Below are 22,676 nucleotides of genomic sequence, written 5' to 3'. Positions count from 1 at the left end.
TTTTTGTATCAAATCGTGGCGCAGTGAAGCTGTATTCGGAGCAAAGCCTTGTGCCAGTGTCGCTTAACCGTGGTGTGGGGTATGCCGGTTTTGGCGCTGATTTTTCGCCATGATAAGCCGGAAGCCCGCAACCATATCAAGCGACGTTGTTCTACGGTTAACCGTTGCAGCCAATTGATACAGTCCATCAGCTGTTCTACTTCCAAAGGTGTGGGTGCGGTTCGCAGGCGAATCTTTTCTGCCCGCCGTTGCTGCTCCCGTTCGTCGTAAATCATCTCCACCCACGGGGATTTGTAGCCGATGCCCGATCCGGCTGGCAGGCGCTGTGAGGTTTTCCAGGCATTGTGGTAAAGCTGGTCCAGTTCTTCGAGGGTGAGATTCACAGGTGACGCTCCTTGTTCTGTGATGGTTTTCTGAGAGGACAGGCCACCAGCCTGTCCTCTCTCTTAGAGAGATAAAATGCGAAAACTGGAAACTGTTATTCAGGCTTCTGTTCACAGGCTAAATGCAGTTTTCGGAAGCTGTTTTCACCGTCCAGTTTTCGTGTTTCTTCTGGTGTTATTTTTCTTGCGTTTCTGGCTTTGGGTTGTGGGTAAATTCAGTTTTTGGCCGCTGTCAGTTTCTACGAAAACTGTGAAAACTGAACCAGTTTTCGGGCAGTTATAAACCATGTTATCCACACACAGATAACCGAACTTGCTTCGCCCTGGAGCAGGCAGTCCATAGCGTTGGTGGTCGCGAAAGAAATGCACACGCCCCTGTTTGGCCATTCTTTGTACCTGTTGATAAATGGCCGTCTTGCCTCCTAGTTCGCCTTTGTTATCAAAGGCTGTGGCAAATTGGTTAACTGTGTATATCTTTCCTTCAGAGGCTTGCTGGCAAATTGTCTTCACAAGAAAATCGTCGCTCTTCTCTGTGCTGGTGGAATTGTCAGAAACACTTGTTGGTTGTTTTATGTTCAGCTCTTTCCAGCCCTGTTTCTGTTTGATTAACTGCTTCGGAGCCAACTCGGCACCGTTGCGGAGTTCAAAGTACACATGGCGCTCAGGTTGTTTCTCGTGTGGGCGAAATAACAGCATCCCTGCCGTGTAATAACTGCGCAGGGCATTGGCTCCGGAGAAGGCCTGAAACGGCTCGTCCTCCACCAGCTGTTTGCTGAGTTTGCGGGTGTGATGCACAAGGATCATTCCGGCATCGGGGGCCACTGTTCGGCGTAGCTTTTCCAGTCTGTCTCGCAGGAAGAACATCATGGCGTCGTTGTCGTTTTCTCCGGCGTTGCTTGGGCCACCGTCGAACACATTGCGGATTGGGTCCACCACAATTACATCCACGCCTTTGGGGAAGCTGGCTTTAATGGCTGCGGCCACCAGCCGCATACCATCATCATTAAGAATCTGCATAAGGCGAGCTGTTAGCACCAGATTCTGGCGCACATGCTTAAGTTGCTCGGGAGTTAAGACCAGCTGCTGCACACGTTCTCTCAAGTAGTGGTATTGCACCTCCGCCTGCAGGTAGAACACACGCAGAGGACGTGGAGGCTGCAAGCCGATAAACGAAGTGCCAGAAGCCATGGCTGCCAGCATATTTAACAGAAAGTCGCTCTTGCCCACCTTGGGAGCACCGGCCAGCAGAAGAATGCCACCCGGTGTGAGAACCCTTGGGGCGAGCAAGTCCTCCGGCATTGGGCGCTGGTCGTCCAGCAGTTCGGCAAAGCTGTAAGTGGGGATGACGGGTGGTTTGTCGGGAGGTGCGGGAATTGTGGCTGTCGAGAGAAGAGCTTCACAATCCATGCCCTCAGCCAGAGCATCAGCAGCATCCCACTTCTCTGGTTTGTTGTCTGGAATGGTTATTGTGCGAACCTTTTTTGCCCCTGCGTAACGAATCACTGATGCGATGCGCTGGGCGTAATCCTGCCCTGGCTTGTCGTTGTCTGGCCAGATGATGATGTCTTTATCGGCTAACGGTGACCAGTCGGTTTTCTCTACGGGAGCATTGGCCCCGCCGATAGCTGTGGTGGCGCAAATGCCCTTATTGATCAAAGCCTGAGCACACTTCTCTCCCTCCACCAGCACCACGGAATCACATCTGGCTATGCCTGCAAGGTTGTAAAGCGGGCGAGGGTTGGGAGCTTTCCAGCGCTGGGTTTTGGCATCCCGCACTCGGAACTCTTTGCGGTGTGCTTTTACCGAGTTGCTGCGATGGAAGTGATCGTAACGGGTAACAGTGGCAAGCAAAGTGCCGTCGGTATCGTGGTAGTGCCAGTGGGTCGTTTTCTTTCTGGAGAGTTTTGGGAGATCGGGTACGGTGCCCAGCCATTGCTGGACATTCTCCAGTGAGGCAGGAAAGTCACATCCTTTCACCTGCTGGATAAGATGAAAAATATCCCCACCTTCTCCGGTAGCGAAATCAATCCATAACCCAGCCCGTTCTCCCGAGAGTGTCACCTTCAGGCTTTTGCCCGGCTTGCCGCTGATGTCCCCAACCAGAAACTCATTGCCCGCTAACCGACCGGTGGGCAGGAGTGTCTGGAGGAACTCGGGAAAGGATGGCAGAAGGCGGTGTAAAAGCTCCTGGGGTTTCGGAGTCCCTGTGGGCATCCCTGATGTCCTGTTGAGTGTTAATTCTTGCGAGGTGGCAGAGAGGTGCCCTGACGCAGGCGGGTCTCTTCATAGCGCAAAATATCCTGCTCCCGATAAAGGATGCGCCCGGTGATTTTCAGGTACTCTGGCCCGAGACCCTGTGTGCGCCAGGTTTTCAGTGTGACGGCCGACATCTTCCAGCGGTCGGAAAGTTCGTCGGTGGTGTAGAGCTTTTGTTCTTTCGATTGGCTGTCCATGCCTGTTCCTCGTTTTTTGTTGTGTACTCTTTGAGCGTGGAACAGGTTGGGCAGATGAATGGGCAGTTGAGGGCAGGTGAACGGGCAGATGAGGTTGTGAGGCTTCATTTTATGCGCGGTCAGGGTTTACGGATGCGGTATTCTCCGTGCTTCCGTGTTTCAAAGTAGGTTTTGAGAAACGTGGAATTCAGCAGAACACTCAGCCTTGGTTTTTGGCTGGTGCTTCCCGCCATCAGCATCATTTCAGAGCCTTTGCGCCATGGATTGCTGGAATGATAGGCGTCCACATAGAGTTCAATGATTTGAGAGGTCATGCCGCCGTTGACCGGTTCACGCCTGTTGCCCCAGTGGAACGTACGTGTTTCGTCATCCCAGTCCACATCCCTGTATGTGTGGCGAGAGAGGTGTTCCAGTACAGTGCACAGCCTTTGACGGGACAAGCCTGTGTCTTCCATCAGAAGCTGGTCGGTGATGCTGAACAGTTTTTGAGAAACCGGCGACTGGTGTTTATGGGTGTAACCCGTGAGTACCAAGCCGTTTGGGAGTGTCTGTCGGCCATAGTAGCGTTTTATCGCTGTGAAAATTTCAGAATTGGGTATCTGGCCGCGGCTTTGAAAAATACTGTAAGACCGGTGATTGAACGGGATATGCCCAAGCAGCCAGATCTGGTTATCCCGCAAGGTAGTGAGAGCACCTTTGAGTTGGAAGCTGTCGCGGACTCTGGTCAGCCATTGCTTTGGGGTAAAGTGGTATTGACGAAAATAACTCGCGTCCTCCTCTTCCAGTATTCCATCGTGTGTCTGAGTGTACCACCTGCCATTCCGCTTACCGCTCCAGTGTGGATGGTGGGGAAGGTTTGTTCGAAAGCCGACAGGTGTATAGCAGCCGCTGCCAAGAAGCGCATGGGTGTTGGTTTGCCCAAAGCTCTCCACCAGCTCGCTGTAGTAGTGGAGATGAGTGTTGCGATGAAATACCTGTTGGTGGCATGCGTCAAGGTTCATGCCGGTTGCTCCCCGGTGCTCACAAAAATTTCAGACAGTAAGCTTTCAAAGCTCACGTCTTCAGGCTGACTGTCATGGAGCCAGCGGGGGAGCAGTTCATTCAGAATGCGTATAAAGCGTTCATGGGTAGGGTGAAGGCTGATAGTTCCGTCGGCCATGACATCAAAGACGACACTCCCGGGATGGCCCGAGGTATAGATAACCTCAAAGGTCATTTCCCTGATCCGGTAGTGGAGGGGCACAGCCTCGGAACCGGTGAGGTTGAGCATTTCAGCATAGGCATCATGTTCCTGACTGATCCCTTCAAAGGATGCGTTTCCTGTTGTATGGGTATTGGCAAGAATGAACTTTTTGATAAACACGCTTTGGATATCATCGGTTGCATCCCAGTCGAAGGTGGGGCGGGTGCGCAGGAGGTGTAAGGGCAAAGGCTCTCGCGGGATAAGCCTGGGGTGGTTGTCGGCTGGAATACCCAGAATAGTTTCAGCAAAGGCACTGGATAGCAGCTTTTGCTCGCTCTTTTCCTTGGCTAACACCTCATACTGTTGCTGTTCGGGCGTGTAAAGAATGACGCTCTCTCGCACGGGATAAATCGTAGACCCAACTAATTCCAGCCCTTGGTTTTGCAACTCTGTCAGCAGTGTTCCTTCCCCCTCGCGGTAAATCACAAAGTGGTGGCGTGTGACAGGCTCTCCGTTTGTGAACTCTTTACGGGTAAATGCTCGAACCTGTATGTCTTCCTTTTGCGTCTGGAGCAAGCGAGCCAGTTCTTCCTGAAATGGTTTGCAGTCAGGAGACTGAGGAAGAGGGATGACTCTGTGTGTCTGGAAGAGAGTGCCCTGACCGCTGTCGCAGAGATTAAGGCTGTAGCGGATATCTTCAGCTTCTACAAAGTGCTCATTATGGAAGATAAAGCACCAGAGCAGCTGGTTGACGGGCTGTTTATCGAACGCATGAAACTCCGGTGTGAGCACCATAGATTTACGCAGCGTATCTATTCCTCCTTTGTAGTTCATCAGCTTAATCCGTTTGGCGACAGTGGTGAGGTATTGGTAGTGAGCAACAGGGGCTGTTTCACAAAACTTAACCAGCTGATCCGCGACTTCCGAGGCGGGTTGCTCCCAGTCCACGTCTGGCAAATCCATTTTATGTCGCAAGTGAAGCTCTTTGATGAGCTGAGAGTCGGTATTGCTAAGGAGAAACAGCAGATTAAGAAATTCTCGAGTATCCATAGGAAAAATCACTCAATAGATTGCAAAGCCTCTTTTCGAGGAACGAATTGGATAAAAAGTGCAGGAAAGGTATCAAAGGGTAAATAGGTATCGATTGGGGTAAATAGGTATCGATTGGGGTAAATGCGGCTCTTGTGAAAAGGCGCAGCTGTTTCAAGAGTTAATAAGGAGGGATAAGAAAGACGGAATACTGGTCGAGGTAGATGGTTTCCCTGACTTCGACTTGCTATAGGCGCAGTGTTTAGCCTGAATGTCCGGCACCAAAAACGTCATCCATAAAAAGGAAAAAGGGCTATGACCAGAAGTGTGAGCGAGCTAAATTTCGATCATTTGCCTCGCCCCAAAAGTGTACGGCTGCGGGTGTTTGCCCATACTCTGGCCGTTGTCGTGAATTTCACCTATCGCGGCCACCGCATACGGGAAGTGTTTGTTCGCCGTGACCTGCCTGTGGGAGGAAGCTCCTCTGAACTGTTCGCCTTTGAGAACCGGCTACTGCGGGATATGAAAGAAGCGGCCGCTCTTCTGAAGAGTATTCGTGATGAAATTGCCCACGGGATTTTTGATTTGTCGCTGCACTTTCCTGAATCCAAAAGTCTCGAAATACTGGGTATGGCCACCACTAAACCGAGAGACACGACGGTTGCTGGTTATCTGAACCGTTATCTGGAAAGGGCGAAAACCACCACGCGGGCGGTGACGGCTGGTAAATATGAAAAGATGGTCAACAGCCACCTGCTGCCCGTATTCGGCCATTTGCAGGCCAATGAGCTGACAGCGGGAATGATTCGGGACTGGGCGCATACCAGAAGCCTGAAAACCCGGCGTAAAACCCTCAGCAATATTCTCTCCCCTTTGCGCATGGCCATGGACGACGCTGTGCTGGATGAGGTGATTACCACCAACCCGGTACGCAAAATCAAACTGGATAATATTGTGGCGGCCTCTTCCCGGGGTACTGGTTTCAAGGTGGACCCCTTCACCCAAAGCGGGCGGGACAAACTGCTGGCGGTGATGGAAAGCCCCATCCGCAATATGTTTCAGTTCGCGTTTTACACCGGCCTGCGCACCAGTGAGCTGCTTGGCCTGACATGGGACAAGGTGGATTTTCATAACCGGCAGGTGCTGGTGGATCAGGCCATGGTGGAAGGAAACCTCGGGCCGGTGAAAACAGCAGGCAAGGGCGCAGAAGAACGCAAGGTGCTGCTGCTCGATCCGGCCTTTGAAGCGCTGCAAGCTCAACGGGCACACACCCAGCTACTGGGTGAAACTTCCAATGGCGACAATTTTGTGTTCCGCAACCCTCGCACCGGCCAGCACTGGCAGGATGATACGGAACTGCGCAGGCAAGCCTGGCAACCAGCCTTTAAACGCTCCGGCGTGCGCTATCGCAACCCGTACCAGACTCGCCATACCTACGCCCATATCTTAATTCGGCAGAATGAAAACCTCTGGTGGATTGCCAACCAGATGGGCCATGTGGGTATTGAAATGCTCAACCGCCACTACGGCGGCTGGCTGGAGGACTATGATAAGCAGTACCTGCCCAAGCGATTGTTTAAGGCCGATTCGGCAGAGCCAGCAAAGTCAGTGTCTCAATCCTCCACCAGCGAAACAGCCTGAAACAAGAGAATCAGACGACAAATGCCATAGAACGTCATTTGCCAAAATGACGTTCTATGGCACCCGTGTTACTTATCTACACACTTTGGTTGTCATATGCCTGCCGAATTCCCCTCTGCCCCGTTATTGCTCATGGTTTGCGACTTGCGCTGCAAAGTTGGCACGATGATTGATAAACCCTTAGCGAGACGACAGCCATCTGGATTGGCTGGCACAGGTTCAGGAACAACCGGGTTGACTGTCTCGTTACGGACGCCCGGTTGGGCACATAACAAAACTGAGGGGACTAAAAATGAAGAAGAACCAGGGTGGTTTTACTCTGATTGAATTGATGATCGTTGTTGCGATTATTGGTATTTTGGCTGCTGTGGCTATTCCGCAGTATCAGAATTATACGCGTAATGCACAGGCGATGGCTGCTTTAAGTGAAGTAAAAGCATATCAAACAGCTATTGCGGTATGTGCAACAACAAACCCGATTCAGAATTGTACACTCACAACTACTGGCTCAATAACTTCAGTTCCTGCAGCTGCAGGAAAAGTAACTGAGGGTACGTATTCTGCTGATGCATACGCAGAATTGGTAGTTACTCCTCGTGGCCCTTTTGGTACTCAGACTCTGACTTTCCGATCTGATGCAGTTGGTACAAACTGGCAGGTTGTGTGTGCAAATGGTGGTAATGCCACAGCTAATAACTTATGCGCAACAGATGCAGTTACTGACTACCCTGGCGTGGTTGCTTCATTCTGATTATAAACAGGCTAGAAGGGGGCAGGTTCATTTAACCCTTTGCCTCTAAGCTCAAGCCTACTGGAAAGCCGACAGCGATGTCGGCTTTTCACATATTTGGCTCCGACCCCATTTAACAAGCTGCTGGTGGTCGTCCTCTCTTGCCCGTGTTGATCTTCCGTCCAAGTGCCGTCTCGATCTCTTCCCGAAACCTGTCGTTACCCAGAGTCATTGACACATTGTGGAGCTGGCGGGGGGATTTTGTAGTTTAACCGGCCGTGCCGCCGGTTATGCTTGTTTGAGATGGTTGACGATGATGGTGAGGGTATCTTCGATTTTATCGAAGCGTTCCCGGTTTTCCTGTTTCATCTCATGGACTTCCTGGCTCAGATCATCGACTCTGGTGCTCAGGGTATCGACTTTGTTATCCAGCGCATCGACTCTGTTGCTCAGAATATCGACCTTGTTGTCCAGAGCTTCAACTTTGCTGTCCAAGGCGTCGACTCTGTTGCCCAGGATATCGACTTTGTTGTCCAGAGCTTCGACTTTGCTGTCTAAGGTATCGACTCTGGTGCTCAGGGTACGAACTTCACCACCTAACTTGTCGACTTTGCTGTCCAGAGTGCCAACCCTGTTCTTCAGGGTATGAACTTCACCACCCAACTTGTCGACTTTGCTGTCCAGAGTGCCAACACTGTTCTTCAGGGTATGAACTTCATCGCCCAACCTGTCGACTTTGTTATCCAGAGTATCAAATTTCCTGTCCAGCACTTTTATATCAGCGCGGGTCCCGCCGACGATTCTGACCACATCGGTCAGCGTGTTAAGGCTGTGATCGGATTCACTGCTGGTGACTGTGGCTGCAGCGCTCATTCTTATACCCCCTGAAACTGTGAGGAGGACAGAATAGCAGAAAAATTATTGGCTATTCGTTATTTGCACAGGCAAAACGAGATGCACACCAGCATAAACCGGCAATACATCGTGACCTCTGGAAGCTTGTTAACAACCATCATTACAGTGGTGGCTGTGAACTGGTATTTTCATTGAGATGTTATCCGCCACCAGCACTAATGGCTCGATAAGTATAAATAGGTAGTTTTCGGTATAAATAGGTATCTGTCGCTCCACAGTATCTTCTCCAACACTTAATAAAGCAGTTAAGGCTTATGTCCTCTGATGCGAGTCAGGGAGACTGCCACAACTTGCTATACCGGCTGAAATTAGCGTGTATGTGCCGGTGCTTTTTAAGAGTGTTGAACAAAAAGAATGGAGAAGAAAAATGCTGAAATGGGTGAAGGCCACACGTTACTTTGAACTCTCGGGTGATACCCGGAGCGCATTCGATCATAAAAGAAAGCGGGGCATCTGGCGGGAGGAAAGGGAGTTTCGAAAAGCGGCCGATGGAGTGTACTGGGTGAACCTGGAGGCCGTGGAGCTTTGGGCTGCGAAAAGTCTGGCGAGCAAGGGGTAATGAAATGGATTTCGATCATATCCCAAAGCCCAAAGGAATCCGGTTTCTGACATATCCCCGTTCTGTTACGGTTGTCGTTTATTTCACCTATCGTGGAATCGGGCTGCAGGAAACGTTTGTTCGCCATAGCTTGCCGCTGACAGATGATACAGCCGGGCGGCTGGAGCTGGAGAGAACTCTCCGGCTGGATGTCCGGGAGGCCACCCGTTTACTGAAGACCATTGAGAGTGAAATCAAACGGCAGATATTCGATCTGGCCAGCCACTTCCCCAAATCCAAAAAGCTGAAGCTGTTTAATCCTCAGGCCAATAAGCCTCGGGATATCACAGTGGAAGGTTATCTGCGCCGTTATCTGGAGCGGGTGAAAACCTCGAACAAAGCCGTCACCTTTGAAAAGAACCGGCTGATTTGTGAAAACCAGTGGATACCGGCCTTCGGCAAGCTGGAGGTCACGGAGCTGACTGCGGGCATGGTGAGAGATTGGGTGCATAAGAAAAGCCTGAAAGCCAGCCGCAAAACCGTCAGCAATATCATTATCTCCCTGCGCATCGCGCTGGACGACGCTGTGATGGATGAGGTGATCACTACCAATCCCGTGCGCAAGCTGCGCATTGATAATATTGTGGCGAACAGTGCCAAGCAGAGCGGTTTCAAGCCCAACCCTTTCTCCTCGAAGGAGCGAAAATCCCTGCTGGCCGCTATGGAGGGGCAGGTGCAGAACCTGTTCCGGTTTGCTTTCTACAGCGGTTTGCGCACAAGTGAGCTGCTGGGGCTGACATGGGAGAAAGTAAATTTTGAAGAGCGTTACGTGCTGGTGGATCAGGCCGTTGTCGATGGTGAGCTGGGACCACTGAAAACCGCAGGCAAAGGTGTCGAGAGCCGACGGGTTTTGCTTGTAGATGAGGCTCTGTGGGCGCTGAAGGCCCAGCGGGCGTTTACACAAATGGCTGGCGGCTTTGTGTTCCACAACCCCAACACCGGCCAACCCTGGGCCTCAGACAACGCCTTGCGCCGTCAGGGCTGGAAACCAGCCTTCAAACGCTGCAAGGTGCCTTACCGCAACCCGTATCAGACTCGCCATACCTACGCTCACATGATGATTCGTGATAATGAGAATTTGTGGTGGATCGCCAACCAGATGGGGCACAAGGGGATTGAGATGCTGAACCGTCACTATGGCGGCTGGCTGAAGGAGTCTGGCACAGATTACCGGCCGAAGATCTTTAGTGAGGCGGCCAGTGAGGTGGAGGGTTAGCTCTGCAGGCTGATTGTTCTCCCGCCGTCGTTTGTCCCACCAGCTGTACTTTTCCCTTTCTTCAAAAATAAAAAGTAGAGATGTTGACCGATGCTTTTGGGGCTTCTACTTTCTTACTCTCTCATCGTCTATCGGGATGTAGTGATTATTGCTGGTGCAGAAATTATTCGAGAAATATTCGAGTTTTCTTCGAGTGGTCAGGTGATTACATAATAATCAGGGTGAATCATCGCACTTGGCTAAGTGTTTGATAGTAGGGGATATAGTTCGCCTGAACCGGCATGGGATTGTGTAGATTCATCCAAAGGAGTGGTGGAGGCGGGGGGATTTGAACCCCCGTCCGCCGGCACTCTGCCCTTGGCTCTACATGCTTAGAACTGCCTTTGATTTAACTTTGAACGATCCGGCAGGCGGGATTAACAAAGCGATCCTGGTAAGTTTTAGCTGTTCCGCGTCAGGCCCGCAGAAGGCAGCGATCCTGTTTAAAGTTGCGATCAGTACCAACCAACAGAAAAGTCAGAGTGATCGGGAGAGGCTGGTTTTAAGCAGCCAGAGCTCCTTGGAAGTTGTCGTCATTGGCAACTAATAAAATGTAACAATTGATTTTACGAGAGCTGTTACCCACTCGACATGCACCTCGGGTTTCGTCACCGTCGTCGAATCCTAATCGCCCCCGGTGGGTTTGCTTTCGTAGGGCTACGAAAGCCGAAACCTGTTGTATATTCTAAATGAATCTTATGGGGTGGGGTCAATAGATATTTTACCCACGTCCCATTACGCGCTGCTTTTCGATGTTCCACTCGCGCTCTTTAGTGGTTGCGCGCTTGTCGTACTCTTTCTTGCCTCGTGCCAGGCATACCTGTGCCTTAATCAGGTGTTGCTTCCAATAGAGTTTGGTGCACACACAGGTTTTACCGGCCTGTTGTGTTTCTGCGAAAAGTTTTGCCAGCTCTCTTTTGTGTAACAACAGCTTTCTGTCCCGGCGTGGGTCAGCAATCACGTGGGTCGATGCTGTTGCGAGTGGGGTAATCTGGGCGCCAATCAGCCAGGCTTCGCCGTCTTTCAGCAGAACATAGCTATCGACCAGCTGGATTTTTCCCTGCCGGAGACTTTTCACTTCCCAACCACTGAGGGCAACGCCCGCCTCGAAGGTTTCATCAAGGTGATAGTCGTGGCGAGCCTTCTTGTTGACTACGATGCTGGAATCACCAGCCTTCTTGGATTTCTTTGCCATAATGCCGGAATTATACGTGCCTGTTGCCCAAATGCCATGATAGAACTATTCGTAGTATCCTGTCGGTTGCGGATGTATGCATTCTCTTAGCGGTTGTACCTTATAAGTAAACCGATAGAATGGCAGCTTTCTCGTGTTTAATTGAACAAAAAACTGTTTTTTGAGGAATTTCATGGCCGAGCAGCAAGCGGCACTAACTGCCCAAACTTGGACTCATCGCTGGACATTTGTTCTAGCCGCGGCCGGTTCTGCCATTGGTCTGGGCAATCTTTGGAAGTTTCCCTATATCACCGGCGTGAACGGTGGTGGTGCATTCGTACTCGTTTATCTGATTTGTATTGCCGTTATCGGCCTGCCAATTATGATGGCGGAAACCGCACTCGGGCGTCATGGTCGTCACAGTCCGATTGTTAGCATGCGTGAGCTTGCCCGCGAGTCTGGCGTAAGTAAGTGGTGGGGAGCTGTTGGATGGCTGGGGGCACTCACCGGTTTCCTGATTCTCTCGTTTTACAGCGTTGTGGCTGGTTGGGCGATTGATTACACCCTGCAAATGTTCTCTGGCACATTTCAAGGAATGAGTGCAGCAGAGATTGGCAGTAACTTTGATAGTATGCTGGCCAATCCTGTTCAGCTTACCCTCTGGCACAGCATCTTTATGCTGCTTACCGGTTTAGTGATTGCAAGGGGCGTTCACAAAGGGTTGGAGAGTGGAGTTCGGGTGATGATGCCTGCACTGATGGCTCTTCTTTTGGTTGTGCTGATTTACAGTGCAACCAGCTCTGGCCACTTTATGGAAGGCCTGAGCTTTTTGTTCTCTTTCCACCCTGAAGACTTAAGCTGGGATGCTGTGCTGGCTGCTATGGGGCATGCATTCTTTACTCTGAGCCTTGGCATGTGCGCCATCATGGCATACGGTGCTTATATGCCGAAAAAGGCTTCCATCGCGCGTACGGCAAGCTCAGTCGTACTGCTGGATACCGCGATTGCGTTGATGGCGGGTATGGCGATTTTTCCTCTGGTGTTTGCGAACGGTATGGAGCCGGGAGCGGGGCCCGGCTTGTTGTTTGTGACTCTTACTTCGGCTTTTGTCTCTCTACCCGGCGGTCAAATGATCGGTGGCTTGTTTTTCCTTCTGGTTGTACTCGCGGCCTTGAGCTCAGCTATCTCCCTTGTCGAGCCAACAGTGGCCTGGGTTGTTGAGCGATTCTCTATCGGTCGAGCAGCTGCAACAGTGGCTTATTGTATTCTGGTTTGGTTGTTTGGTCTCGGTACTGTTTTCTCGTTTAATGAATGGTCTGGCGAAAGCGCGCAGCTGTTCGGGATGACCTTCTTTGAGTTTATTGACTACCTCACAGCTAACATTACGCTGCCTCTGGGCGGCCTATTGATTGCGGTCTTTGCCGGTTGGACGATGAAGCGTTCTCATATTTATAAGGAGCTGAATATTCCATTGGGAGCCTTCAATCTCTGGCGGGCAATGTGTCGGGTTGTTGCACCCATTTGCGTGCTCACGATTTTTTACTTCTCAACCATTGAAGAACCGCTGATGGAGTTGCTGGGTATAACTGGGAAGTAAGTGCAAGTTTGTAAATAAGGACAACGAGTGAAGAAAGTACAGCGCTCTGCATTGGTGATGCACTCTGCAGAAAATATGTATCAGCTGGTGAATGACGTAGAGTCCTATCCCGGTTTTTTGCCCTGGTGCTCCGGGGCAGAGGTTATCGAGAGAACAGACACAGTGCTGGAAGCGCGTGTGAATGTGAGCCGTGGTGGGGTGTCTGGCAGTTTTGTAACGCGCAACACCATGTGGCCCGGTGAGCGCATTGAGATCGGTCTGAAAGAAGGGCCCTTTACAGCGCTCACTGGTATCTGGACATTCAAGCCACTGATGGAAGGTGCCTGTAAGGTATCCCTTGATCTCGCTTTTGATATGAACCGCGGTTTACTGAAATCTACCGTAGGCAAAGTGTTCGAGCAGGTTGCATCCACTATGGTTGATGCATTCTGCACCCGGGCCGATGAGGTATATGGATAAGCGTGTGAGCAGTAAAGAGATTACCGTTGAAGTGGCCTATGCCCTTCCCGAGAGGCAAAAAATTATCAGTTTGCTGGTACCGGAGGGCACGACTCTGTATCAGGCTGCTGAGCTGTCAGGCATTTGTGATGACTTTCCTGAGTTGGATTTGGCTTCGGCCAAAATGGGGATTTTCGGGAGGGCTGTTCCCAAACCTGCAGAACAAGCCATGAAAAGTGGAGAGCGAGTCGAAATCTATCGTCCCCTCATTGCAGACCCGAAAGAGGTTCGCCGTAAGCGGGCTGAGAAGGCAAAGGCTGCGAAAGCGGCGGAATAACTATCACCGCCACCGTGTAAGGCTCTTTTCTGACTAGACTCTGTGGTTCATAATTTTGAGCATAGAGTTTCCTCCAATGCAGACCCTTATGGACAGCTTTCCCATTACCATAGAGCAGTATCACGAGCATGAACGAGCAAATGGTTGTCGCTACGAGTTCGTGAATGGCTACATCTATGCCATGGTGGGAGGAAGTCGCAGGCATAATCTGCTTACAGTTACGCTGGCTCGCCTGCTGGGTAACCACCTCGAAGGTTCATCCTGTCAGGTGTATGCCTCAGATATGAAAGTGAAGGCGGGCAGTCCGTCAGATAATATCTTTTTCTACCCTGATGTTATGGTGGCCTGTGGCCGTGGAAAACAGGATCAGTATGTTGAACATGAGCCCAGGCTAATTGTGGAGGTGCTTTCCCCGGGTACCGAGCAGCATGATCGTTTAGGGAAACTGGAAGCCTACACACAAATTGCTTCACTCCATGAATATGTACTGGTAGATCAGTCAACCTCGAAAATTGATACTTACCGCCGGGCAGGATGTCAGTGGAGGCTGTTTCGTTACAGGGAAGGAGATTATGTACAGTTTGAATCTATCGACTTTGAGGTGGCTGTGGAGAGGATTTATCGCAGTGTAATTGGCATCGTTTGAAGGGGTCTTTGGTAAGAACCTTTTTCAGGTTCTTACCGGTAAGGCTTGTTCAAATACTCTCGGAAGTATCCTTCTCAGCTTTCTGCTTGGCGCTCTGGGCATCATCATTGGCCGATTTACTCACCTGCTCAGCCACAGTGTTGTCGTTACCGCCTGGGTAAACATCCCCTTCAAAGGAGGCGAGTTTATCGTCCCTGAAGAATACACTCAGGGTTTGCTGGGTGCGAACTTTACCGCCTGGCTGGAAGCTGTATATGTAATCCCAGCGGTCACTGTTGTAAGTATCTGGCAACAGTGGTGCGCCCATAACGAAACGAACCTGCTCGCGGGTCATGCCGGGACGCAGTTGATTGACCATGTCCTGGGTTATGACATTGCCCTGTTGTATGTCTATTTTATAGGCACCTGGGAAACTCAGCAGTTTGGCGTTGCTATCTGAAAACCAGGAGCACCCACCCATAAGGGTTGCTGACAAAACCAGAGCAAACGTTGCCTTTAGCTTTTGCATCGTCTACCGACTTCCACTATCTTGGACGGAAATGAGATAATACCCAGCTTATTACATCTCCAGGGGTTTAGAAAGGGATACTTGAGTGGAAAATCAAGAGCTTCGTAAGGTCGGTTTAAAGGTTACATTGCCCCGGGTCAAGATTTTGCAGATTCTGGAGAATGCTGCAGATCGCCATATGAGTGCAGAGGATGTTTATAAGGCGCTTATTGAGGCAGAAGAGGATGTCGGGCTGGCTACTGTATATCGTGTACTGACACAGTTTGAAAGTGCCGGTTTAGTGATTCGTCATAACTTTGATGGCGGCCACTCAGTATTTGAACTGGCAAGCGGTGAGCACCACGATCACATGGTATGCATGGATACCGGTGATATTATTGAATTCCGGAATCAGGACATTGAGCGTCTCCAGCATATGATTGCTGAAGAGCATGGCTATGACCTGGTGGATCATAACCTTGTTCTTTACGTGAAAAGTAAGCGGTAATTCCCGCTAGCCTCAGGTTGTGTAAAAGGGCGAACCCCGTGAGAGTGAGGTTCGCTCAGTGTGTTTAATCCAGCTGCAGATCAGCTGTAAAATCTAAACTCACATCAAACATATCTCTGCCAATAAGCCCTTGTTCTCGGCCAGTGAGGGTTCGGTTTGCTGCTCCTTTCTGCATTTCAACAGCAAATGATGGCGGAGAGATCAGCTTTGGGTGGTTAGGCATCTGATGGGCCGAAGCGAGAATCTTCAGCGCTTTCCTTTGTGACTGCTCAGCATATTGGAAGGCTGTAATGGCGTAAGTGAGAGTCTCCTGCAGGGATAGTTTGAATTGATTTTGCATGGCGAGAAACCCCCACCTCTTGAATGATGATTCACTGAACTCTGTTGAATGAAAATCTCTGGTCATTTGCCATCCGTAAAGTATTCCAAAGTAAATGCTGTTGGCTGCATCTATTGGGTATGCGAGGTAGTCGTCTATGCCTGGGCTACTCCCACCTTCCAGAGTTAAAAATCCATCTGTGTCTGTCATCACGGGATAGTCGGCTGTAGGTATATGTGCCTGAATGTAAACGGGTAACCCTGCTGTAACCTGTGAATGAGCATCCAGCATATTGTTGATGATGGGGAGCAACTGAGTCATGTCACTCTCACTCCATGGAGAGATTGTATTCAGGTGTTCGGCAATGGATGTCCAGAGAACGGGAGCCATAAATAGAAGTCGAGGGCAGTGCACTGCCTTGTCATGAGGGCTCCCCGGGCGGCACTGATAGGTCATCAGATCGTAGGCATAAAGATACTCACCCATTTTCTTTTCAATGTTGAGAAGTGTTTCTGCAATTTGGCTGGCAACATCTGCCGTTAACGTAGCCGAAGTGTGCTCTTTCAGCAGGCTGTTTAAAAGACTCAGATTTCTTGCAACCAAATCCTTGGTGAGTGTGTAAGTTGTATTTTTGTTGTTGCCTGGATACATCGGAGATTGATTATTCTGAATCATATTAACGAGATGATTCAGTTCAGCGAGAACTCCCTGCATCGCTTCAGTTTGATCCATCTGCATTCTTTTAGCCTCGGTGTAGAGGCTGCTCATATCCCGCAGAGTGTTGCCATAACTGTTAAAGGCATTAACAACAATACAGGCCTCTTCCGACATCTCTGCTCTCACAGAGATATCTCGCACTCCCTGGCACTCATACTGTAAAGCTTTAAGGCTGTCGCCTGAGAAATAATGAGCAAAAGTGTTTGTGGTCAGAATGCTGAGGAAAATAAAAAACCGAAGGGGTTTAAAAGTGAGTACCTCCTTCATTTATTTCTTCTCCGTATACAGAGTGATGGCCTGGTGTGTCATTTTTCTTATGGCGATTGCTCCATAGGCATGTTGGTAAGCAATCGACTTATCTGAGCTATCCAATGCAGAATCTCTGTGGATGGCGAGCTGACCTTCAATGACTGTTTTCAGTTGGGCTGTCGCAGGTGTGCCATTAAGTATGTGGTTGGTGCAGTGTTCCGTTTTTTGTTGACTGTTTCCGCCGCTGCTTTGGGTGAAGTAACGACAGGCTCTTATATCCCACAGGTAGCCAATCTCTTTGAGTGGCTCCGCCAGAAGGCTGATGGTGCCCTGCAGTCCGTTAAAACCACTAAGGTCGAACAGTACGGCAGTTAAAGCCAGTGCTGTTTGCATTCCGGCTTTACTGTTATCCAGCGTCAACATCAGGCCTTTGTGTGTGGAGATGGTCTGCTTCAGTGCAGCAACCAGTTTGGAGATAGCCTGATGTTGTTCAATAGTTTGTGGCAGGCTCAGCTCATGAGCCATAGCAGTGGTGAGAGCTGCGCCACTGAGTTTAACTGTCGCTGCGCGCTCAAAGTCTCGGTTGGTTGGCGACCAGTAAGGAATATCTTGTGTGTGCATGCCCAGGTGAATAGTGCCAAGCCCCTGTGTGGGCTTAAGAAAGATGTGCAGCAGCATGAGCTCAGCATAAAGATCGTCAAGGCCGGTTTGCTCAAACGTTAAGAGGCTGGCGGTAATCCTTTCTGCAAAGGCATCCAGAATTTCCTGATGGGTAAATGAGGTTAACACTTCATTGATAACACGCTGATCAATGGTAATGCGGGTGACTGGCCTGTCCACGAATCGCAGCTTCCAGTAGTCTGGATCACTATCAACCTTTAAAAGCTGGGTGTGAATGCTGTCAAGTGTTTCCTTGAGCTGCTTATGAAAACCTGAGCCGGATTGGTGTACGTGAGGCTCCGGGTGCTCTTGGTTATCGCTAAAGAAACTCTGATCACTCGATTTATACCTGTCCTTTCGTACTGTGCGGGGTCTTTCCAAAACCCTCTTGAGGTGTTTCCTATAGCGCCCTTTCTCCATTGTCTCAAAGGCCTTTTTCCAGTTCCCGTGGGTGAGAACCTCTTTGGTGACGGCCTGTTGGGTTTTAAAAAGCAGGATATCATCGGCTGGCAGAAGTTCCTTATGGGTTTCCACATCTGGGTCAAGTTCGCCATTTAGCTCATCAAGGGTTTTCAACTCGGCATAGTCAAAGCTGTCAATATCACTATTACCGGGCGTAATGCTGAACCAGTGCTCTAGTGTCTGGGTGAGTTTTTGCTGAACCTCTTGAGGGCTGCCGCCTGCATAAGCAAACAGAGACAACGTAATAACAGTCAGTAAGAAGGCTGTGACGGTGAGGGGGGATTTGGCCATAAGACTGCTCTCCGGTCGTGGAAGGGTTCACTTCCATGTGACACCAGAAAGCAGGGATAGTTGGTAACAGGGTGGTTAGTAAATTAGGACGCAGCCACTGTAACAGGAGTAGAAAGAGCGGGAGTAGCACGCACAATCATCTCTTCGGCATGGGCGAGGGTCTGCTCGGTAATCTCCAGACCTCCAAGCATGCGAGCCACTTCCTGAGTGCGTTTCTCTCTATCCAGTGAGGTGATACGGGTGCTGGTACTGTTCTTACCCAACCTCTTGCTTACGTGCAGGTGGGTATGGCCCTGGGACGCAACTTGTGGCTGGTGGGTCACACACATGACCTGGCCACGGTCACCCAGTTCACGCAGCAGGCGACCAACAATCTCGGCGGTTCCGCCGCCAATGCCCACATCCACTTCATCGAATACGAGAGTCGAGATGCCGGAGGTGTGGGCGGTAATCACCTGAATCGCCAGACTGATGCGGGATAGCTCACCACCAGAAGCCACTTTGTCCAGAGGCTTGGGAAGCGAACCGGGGTTAGTCGTCACAAGAAAGCGAATATCTTCCATACCCTGGCTGTGTGGCATATCCGTAAGGGCTGTGAGTTCAACTTCAAACTTACCTTTCGGCATGCCCAGTTCGTGAATGTGTTTGCTAACGGCCTTATTTAATTTTCCAGCACCTTTCCCGCGTTTATCGGAAAGCTTTTTGGCAGATGCGAAATAGTCAGCCTCTAAAGTGGCAAGCTCGGCTTCCAGCTCTTCAAGTTTCTCATCACTGCATTGCAGGCTTTCAAACTCCTGTTGCAGCTCAGCGTGAAAGCTGTGAACTTCGCCAGGCAGAACATTATGTTTACGGGCCAGCGTGTAAACAGACGACAGCCGTTCTGTTACATCGGCAAGACGTGCCGGATCAGCTTCGAAGTTGTCCACAAAACGGGTCATTTCACCGATAGCTTCTTCCACCTGAATCTGTGCCGTGGAGAGCATTTCAACGGTATCCTGAAGAGCAGGTAAATCAAGGCCGAGATCAATCAGCAGCTGTTGGCAGACAGTCAGACTATGGAGAACATTGCCGCTGTCGTTTTCTGAGCACAGATTCAAAACCTGCTGACAGGTGTGCAGGCTGGTCTCCGCATTGGTGAGCTGCTTTTGTTCGCTTTCCAGCTCTTCTACTTCGCCCTCTGCAATGGAAAGGCGATCAAGTTCTTCCACCTGATACTGCAAAAGCTGGATGCGGGCATCTTGTTCCTGTCCACGGTTGCGTAGCTCATCAAGCCGGGATTTGTGGTTTCTCCATGTTTGCCAGCTGTCGTGCACTTGGGTCGCAAGGCGTGTGCAGCCCGCGTATTCATCCAGCAGTTTTTGGTGAGTGGCTGGGCGCAACAGAGACTGTTGCTCATGCTGGGCGTGAATATCCACAAGCATCTCCCCCAGCGCCCGCAGGTCAGAAAGCGGTGATGGGGTGCCGTTGATATAACCACGGCTGCGGCCTTCTTTGGTGATAACACGCCGTAGAATGCACTCCCCATCAATATCCAGATCTTTGGCTCTTAGCCAGGTATTGGCCTCTTTCAGGCTGGAGATATCAAAAGTGGCGCGAATATCGGCGCGCTCACAACCGGGGCGCACGCAGTCGTTACCGGCTCTGGCTCCCATGGCAAGGGAGAGTGCGTCCAGCATAATGGATTTGCCCGCGCCGGTTTCGCCGGTGATCACGGTCATACCTTTAGGTATGTCCAGATCCAGTTGGTCAACGATGGCGTAGTGGCTGATAGACAGATGGGTGAGCATGGGAAAGGTCCCGGTTACGTACCTGTTTTTTTATACAGTAATCGGCAATGGGTTAGAGTGCAATCCCTTCAAGGTAAAAATCCTGTAGCAGGCACTTGAATGTTGTGAGTGAGCCCCCAATATATGCGTCAGAGATTTTTAACTGATGCACGCAGCCCCCTTGTTGTGAAGGGAGTGTAGCTGGTGATGGGAGTTGTAGAATGACTGAAGAGCAAAACAAGCCTGAAGAACACGTGGAAGAAGTTGCAGCTGAAGAGGCTTCAGCTGAGGCGGTAGAAGAAACCGTTGAACAGCCAGTTGAAGGTGCAGATGAGCAGGCCGGTGCGGAAGAAGATGCCATGTCCGTGCTGCAAAATGAACTGGTACGTGCTCAAGAGGATCTGCAACAGGCCAAAGAAACAGCCCTGCGCGCTGCGGCAGAAGCCCAAAACGTTAAGCGTCGTGCTCAGCAGGATGTGGAGAAAGCCCACAAGTTTGCTCTGGATAAGTTTGTAGAATCCCTGCTGCCAGTGGTAGACAGCCTGGAAAACGGCCTCAAGAGCGTAGAAAGCAGCGATGGTGCCCACGATGCCATGCGTGAAGGTATGGAGCTGACCCTGAAACTGTTTGTCGACACCCTGAACAAGCATCAGGTTGAGCAGCTGAACCCTGTTGGTGAGCCTCTGGATCCGAACTTCCATCAGGCAATGACCATGGTGCCTAACCCGGACATGGAGCCAAACACGGTTATGGATGTGATCCAGAAGGGCTACACTCTGAATGGTCGCTGCGTGCGCCCAGCAATGGTTGTGGTAGCGAAAGCCCCATAATCTTGCCTGTTGGCACAGAAAAAAACGGGAGCCTCGTTTGGAAGCTCCCGTTTTTTATGGATTTTTAACAGCTGTGGTCAGCCTGAGGTATAGCGGAAGGAGGCAATGTCGTAGGCTTCCTGGTTGGCATCAGTGGCTGCGGTTTTGGCGTTTTCTACGTCTTTGATGATCTCGTTCATCTGCTCTTCCTGCTCACGCATCAGAGCTTCAAACTCTGCCAGCCAGCTGTTGTCTTCCCAGGTTGATTCTGTTGTTTCGTCCGCTGCTGCATTTGCTGTCACATTGTCACCTTCCCCATTGTCAGCCACTGTGTTTACGCCAGACTCCGGTGTGGCTGGCAGTGGTGGCAGATTTTCTATGGAAGCCGTTCCACCAGCATCCAGCTGGGCTTGTAATAGAACAACTTCCTTAAAAAATTCGACCTCACCACCTTTCGTTAAAAGGTTGCCTTCACTGCTACTGTGTTTGTTGACCAGTTTATTGAGGGCGCTGTAAGTGGAGTCATCGATTCGCCCTTCGGTGTGCAGTTTGTCGAGCAGTACCCGTGTTTTTTTCCTGGGCTCATCCGTGAGTTGCTCAAAGGGCGCATAGCTGCTGAATTCATCAACCACCTCCCTGAGCTCTGGTGATAGCTCTGGAGGTGGTGTGTCGACAAGGCCATTAATTTGAAGGTCGATGATGGCAACCTTCTGCATGGCTTTGTCATATTCGGCATTCATTTGTTTTCCGTATCCTGCGGCGCCCGCTATACCGAAGGAGAAAGCATTAGCAAAAGCGAGTTTGACCTTGGCGCATTTTCCCTGAGACTGAGCCTCACTTCTTTCGTGTTTCAGTTCTTCCAGCTCGGTTTTTCTCTCTTCTTGAGTTTTCTTGACTTCAGCTCTGTTCGCTTCGGCATTAGAAATGGCCAGTTCGTCCTGAGTCTGTGAGGTTTCCGCCTGCAGGCCATTGAGCAGTGATGACAGGTCTGTCGGGCTTAAGCCTGCAAGATATTTGGCCGCTTCCGGATTGGGTTGCGGAATACCTGCCGTAGGGCTGGATTTGGTTGTAGACTGCTGACCTTCTGTACGGCTGACGGTAAGGTTGTCGGAACCAACTTTACCCGTGCCGTCTGTTTTGCCAACCTGATCCGTACTCTGAACCGACCCAGGGCTCCCAGGCTGTATGCGTGGCTGGCCGCCGACACCTCCATCAATACCTGCCATGGTCAGCCCTCACTCTTTGGTTGTTTTTTCTTGCCGGAACCTTCCAGAATGCGACTGGCAAGCCTCCACTCCCGATTAAATTCGCTCTTGTCAGCAGAAAGTTGTTCTGCCACTTGCATAAGCGCCTTGGCCTGCTTTTTATTCTTGTTTTTTATCATGCACAGGGAGAGGTTCAGGATAGGGCGAGGATCTTGCGGATCCATATTCACAGCCTCTTCCAGAATGATCTGGGCGGCTTCATAGTTTTGCAGGCGATATTCACAGGCACCTAATGCAGCAAAATATTCTGCGTTAGTATGATCCTGAATGCACAGGTAGCGCATGATGCCGCGGGCTTTCTCAAACTTCTCATTTTGATAGTTTTGATGCCCAAGGCCATATATGGCATCCAGCAGTTGCTGGTCCATCTTCTTTATGCTGGCGATGGTGTGGCCCTGAAAGAGCATGCCTATGCCTTCCGGAGTGATGCCACTGGCGTCGAGTATTTTTCTCAGTACACCCATCTGCTTTACCCTGACTAAAGGTCTCTGTGGATGGGGTAACGGCATTGTCAGCTAAAGAGTTTAGGGTTCTCGCTATTCTCTTGGATTTAGCTGCAGGTTCCCGTCGCAGTCGTGGAATAGCTGAATTATCAGTGGGTTAAGGGCGCTGTTTTCTGACGCTTTCCGGGCCGTATAAACAAAGGGAGCGAAAAAAATCTGAAAAAAATGATTTTCCTCCCTTGAAAAGGTTTTTCCCCGTTCCCATATATCCAGCCAGATAGTCGCAGGGCTGCAAAATGAAGCACCCGGAGCTGGCTAAGG

At 50.5% G+C, this 22,676-nt stretch carries 22 protein-coding genes, 1 other RNA gene and 1 pseudogene; 10 read left to right on the top strand and 14 right to left on the bottom strand.

Annotated features, from left to right (window positions below; translation table 11 throughout):
* Nucleotides 1-8: 8 nt before the first annotated feature.
* From E1189_RS19385 to E1189_RS19365, 5 genes are all read right to left on the bottom strand, one after another.
* On the bottom strand, nt 9-383 hold the full coding sequence (locus tag E1189_RS19385; protein WP_155162617.1) for a DUF6362 family protein: 375 nt from the start codon (nt 381-383) through the stop codon (nt 9-11).
* A 144-nt stretch (nt 384-527) separates the two neighbouring features.
* Complete coding sequence (locus tag E1189_RS19380) at nt 528-2,597, bottom strand: AAA family ATPase (protein ID WP_155162614.1); 2,070 nt, start codon at nt 2,595-2,597, stop codon at nt 528-530.
* Between the two features lie 20 nt (nt 2,598-2,617).
* A complete protein-coding gene (locus tag E1189_RS19375; protein ID WP_155162612.1) occupies nt 2,618-2,836 on the bottom strand; it encodes a helix-turn-helix domain-containing protein in 219 nt (72 codons plus the stop codon).
* A 119-nt stretch (nt 2,837-2,955) separates the two neighbouring features.
* Complete coding sequence (locus E1189_RS19370) at nt 2,956-3,837, bottom strand: hypothetical protein (protein WP_155162610.1); 882 nt, start codon at nt 3,835-3,837, stop codon at nt 2,956-2,958.
* A complete protein-coding gene (locus tag E1189_RS19365; RefSeq protein ID WP_155162607.1) occupies nt 3,834-5,069 on the bottom strand; it encodes a hypothetical protein in 1,236 nt (411 codons plus the stop codon). Before E1189_RS19365 ends, E1189_RS19370 begins: the two co-directional genes overlap by 4 nt.
* Nucleotides 5,070-5,363: 294 nt before the next feature.
* Here E1189_RS19365 and E1189_RS19360 point away from each other — a divergent pair, with 294 nt between their 5' ends.
* Nucleotides 5,364-6,689: a site-specific integrase gene (locus tag E1189_RS19360; RefSeq protein WP_155162605.1), complete on the top strand. Its 1,326-nt coding sequence runs from the start codon at nt 5,364-5,366 to the stop codon at nt 6,687-6,689.
* 292 nt (nt 6,690-6,981) lie between these two features.
* Nucleotides 6,982-7,087: pseudogene (locus E1189_RS26315) on the top strand (pilin); the annotation flags it as partial.
* A gap of 620 nt (nt 7,088-7,707) precedes the next feature.
* Here the strand turns inward: E1189_RS26315 and E1189_RS19350 are convergent.
* Entirely contained in the window at nt 7,708-8,292 is a 585-nt protein-coding gene (locus E1189_RS19350) for a tropomyosin (protein WP_155162602.1), read from the bottom strand.
* A 409-nt stretch (nt 8,293-8,701) separates the two neighbouring features.
* On the opposite strand from E1189_RS19350, the gene xisR reads away from it, so the two are divergent.
* Entirely contained in the window at nt 8,702-8,893 is a 192-nt protein-coding gene (gene xisR, locus E1189_RS19345; RefSeq protein WP_155162600.1) for an excisionase family protein, read from the top strand.
* A 4-nt stretch (nt 8,894-8,897) separates the two neighbouring features.
* Nucleotides 8,898-10,148, top strand: a complete 1,251-nt coding sequence (locus tag E1189_RS19340) for a tyrosine-type recombinase/integrase (RefSeq protein ID WP_155162598.1) — start codon at nt 8,898-8,900, stop codon at nt 10,146-10,148.
* A 310-nt stretch (nt 10,149-10,458) separates the two neighbouring features.
* On the opposite strand, the gene ssrA is transcribed toward E1189_RS19340, so the two are convergent.
* Both ssrA and smpB read right to left on the bottom strand, forming a co-directional pair.
* Nucleotides 10,459-10,823: a transfer-messenger RNA gene (gene ssrA, locus E1189_RS19335) on the bottom strand.
* An 85-nt stretch (nt 10,824-10,908) separates the two neighbouring features.
* Nucleotides 10,909-11,382 (bottom strand): SsrA-binding protein SmpB, encoded by a 474-nt coding sequence (smpB, locus tag E1189_RS19330; protein WP_155162596.1) that lies wholly within the window; start codon nt 11,380-11,382, stop codon nt 10,909-10,911.
* Nucleotides 11,383-11,554: 172 nt separating this feature from the next.
* On the opposite strand from smpB, the gene E1189_RS19325 reads away from it, so the two are divergent.
* From E1189_RS19325 to E1189_RS19310, 4 genes are all read left to right on the top strand, one after another.
* On the top strand, nt 11,555-12,958 hold the full coding sequence (locus tag E1189_RS19325; RefSeq protein ID WP_155162594.1) for a sodium-dependent transporter: 1,404 nt from the start codon (nt 11,555-11,557) through the stop codon (nt 12,956-12,958).
* A 27-nt stretch (nt 12,959-12,985) separates the two neighbouring features.
* A complete protein-coding gene (locus tag E1189_RS19320; RefSeq protein ID WP_329602128.1) occupies nt 12,986-13,417 on the top strand; it encodes a type II toxin-antitoxin system RatA family toxin in 432 nt (143 codons plus the stop codon).
* A complete protein-coding gene (locus E1189_RS19315) occupies nt 13,410-13,733 on the top strand; it encodes an RnfH family protein (protein WP_155162592.1) in 324 nt (107 codons plus the stop codon). The genes E1189_RS19320 and E1189_RS19315 overlap by 8 nt, the downstream gene beginning before the upstream one ends.
* A gap of 88 nt (nt 13,734-13,821) precedes the next feature.
* Nucleotides 13,822-14,379: a Uma2 family endonuclease gene (locus tag E1189_RS19310; protein ID WP_196221530.1), complete on the top strand. Its 558-nt coding sequence runs from the start codon at nt 13,822-13,824 to the stop codon at nt 14,377-14,379.
* A gap of 49 nt (nt 14,380-14,428) precedes the next feature.
* Here the strand turns inward: E1189_RS19310 and E1189_RS19305 are convergent, their stop codons facing one another.
* Nucleotides 14,429-14,887, bottom strand: a complete 459-nt coding sequence (locus E1189_RS19305) for an outer membrane protein assembly factor BamE (RefSeq protein WP_155162588.1) — start codon at nt 14,885-14,887, stop codon at nt 14,429-14,431.
* An 85-nt stretch (nt 14,888-14,972) separates the two neighbouring features.
* Between E1189_RS19305 and fur the strand changes: the two genes are divergently transcribed.
* Nucleotides 14,973-15,374, top strand: coding sequence for a ferric iron uptake transcriptional regulator (fur, locus tag E1189_RS19300; RefSeq protein ID WP_329602127.1), 402 nt, complete (start codon nt 14,973-14,975; stop codon nt 15,372-15,374).
* 64 nt (nt 15,375-15,438) lie between these two features.
* On the opposite strand, the gene E1189_RS19295 is transcribed toward fur, so the two are convergent.
* The 3 genes from E1189_RS19295 to recN form a co-directional block, all read right to left on the bottom strand.
* On the bottom strand, nt 15,439-16,677 hold the full coding sequence (locus E1189_RS19295) for a hypothetical protein (RefSeq protein ID WP_155162586.1): 1,239 nt from the start codon (nt 16,675-16,677) through the stop codon (nt 15,439-15,441).
* Nucleotides 16,678-18,072, bottom strand: a complete 1,395-nt coding sequence (locus E1189_RS19290; RefSeq protein WP_155162583.1) for a hypothetical protein — start codon at nt 18,070-18,072, stop codon at nt 16,678-16,680.
* 83 nt (nt 18,073-18,155) lie between these two features.
* Nucleotides 18,156-19,859 (bottom strand): DNA repair protein RecN, encoded by a 1,704-nt coding sequence (recN, locus tag E1189_RS19285; protein WP_155162581.1) that lies wholly within the window; start codon nt 19,857-19,859, stop codon nt 18,156-18,158.
* Nucleotides 19,860-20,059: 200 nt separating this feature from the next.
* Between recN and grpE the strand changes: the two genes are divergently transcribed.
* Nucleotides 20,060-20,668 carry a nucleotide exchange factor GrpE gene (grpE, locus tag E1189_RS19280; RefSeq protein WP_155162579.1) on the top strand — a complete coding sequence of 203 codons (609 nt, stop codon included), beginning with the start codon at nt 20,060-20,062 and terminating at the stop codon, nt 20,666-20,668.
* Nucleotides 20,669-20,745: 77 nt separating this feature from the next.
* Here grpE and E1189_RS19275 read toward each other — a convergent pair whose 3' ends face one another.
* On the bottom strand, nt 20,746-21,873 hold the full coding sequence (locus E1189_RS19275) for a hypothetical protein (RefSeq protein ID WP_155162577.1): 1,128 nt from the start codon (nt 21,871-21,873) through the stop codon (nt 20,746-20,748).
* Nucleotides 21,874-21,875: 2 nt separating this feature from the next.
* Complete coding sequence (locus tag E1189_RS19270) at nt 21,876-22,376, bottom strand: tetratricopeptide repeat protein (protein ID WP_196221529.1); 501 nt, start codon at nt 22,374-22,376, stop codon at nt 21,876-21,878.
* Nucleotides 22,377-22,676 lie beyond the last annotated feature (300 nt).

Origin of the sequence: Parendozoicomonas verongulae (genome assembly GCF_009711465.1) — a bacterium.
GTDB classification, from domain to species: Bacteria; Pseudomonadota; Gammaproteobacteria; order Pseudomonadales; family Endozoicomonadaceae; genus Sansalvadorimonas; species Sansalvadorimonas verongulae.
This window is presented reverse-complemented; position numbering and strand designations above follow the sequence as displayed.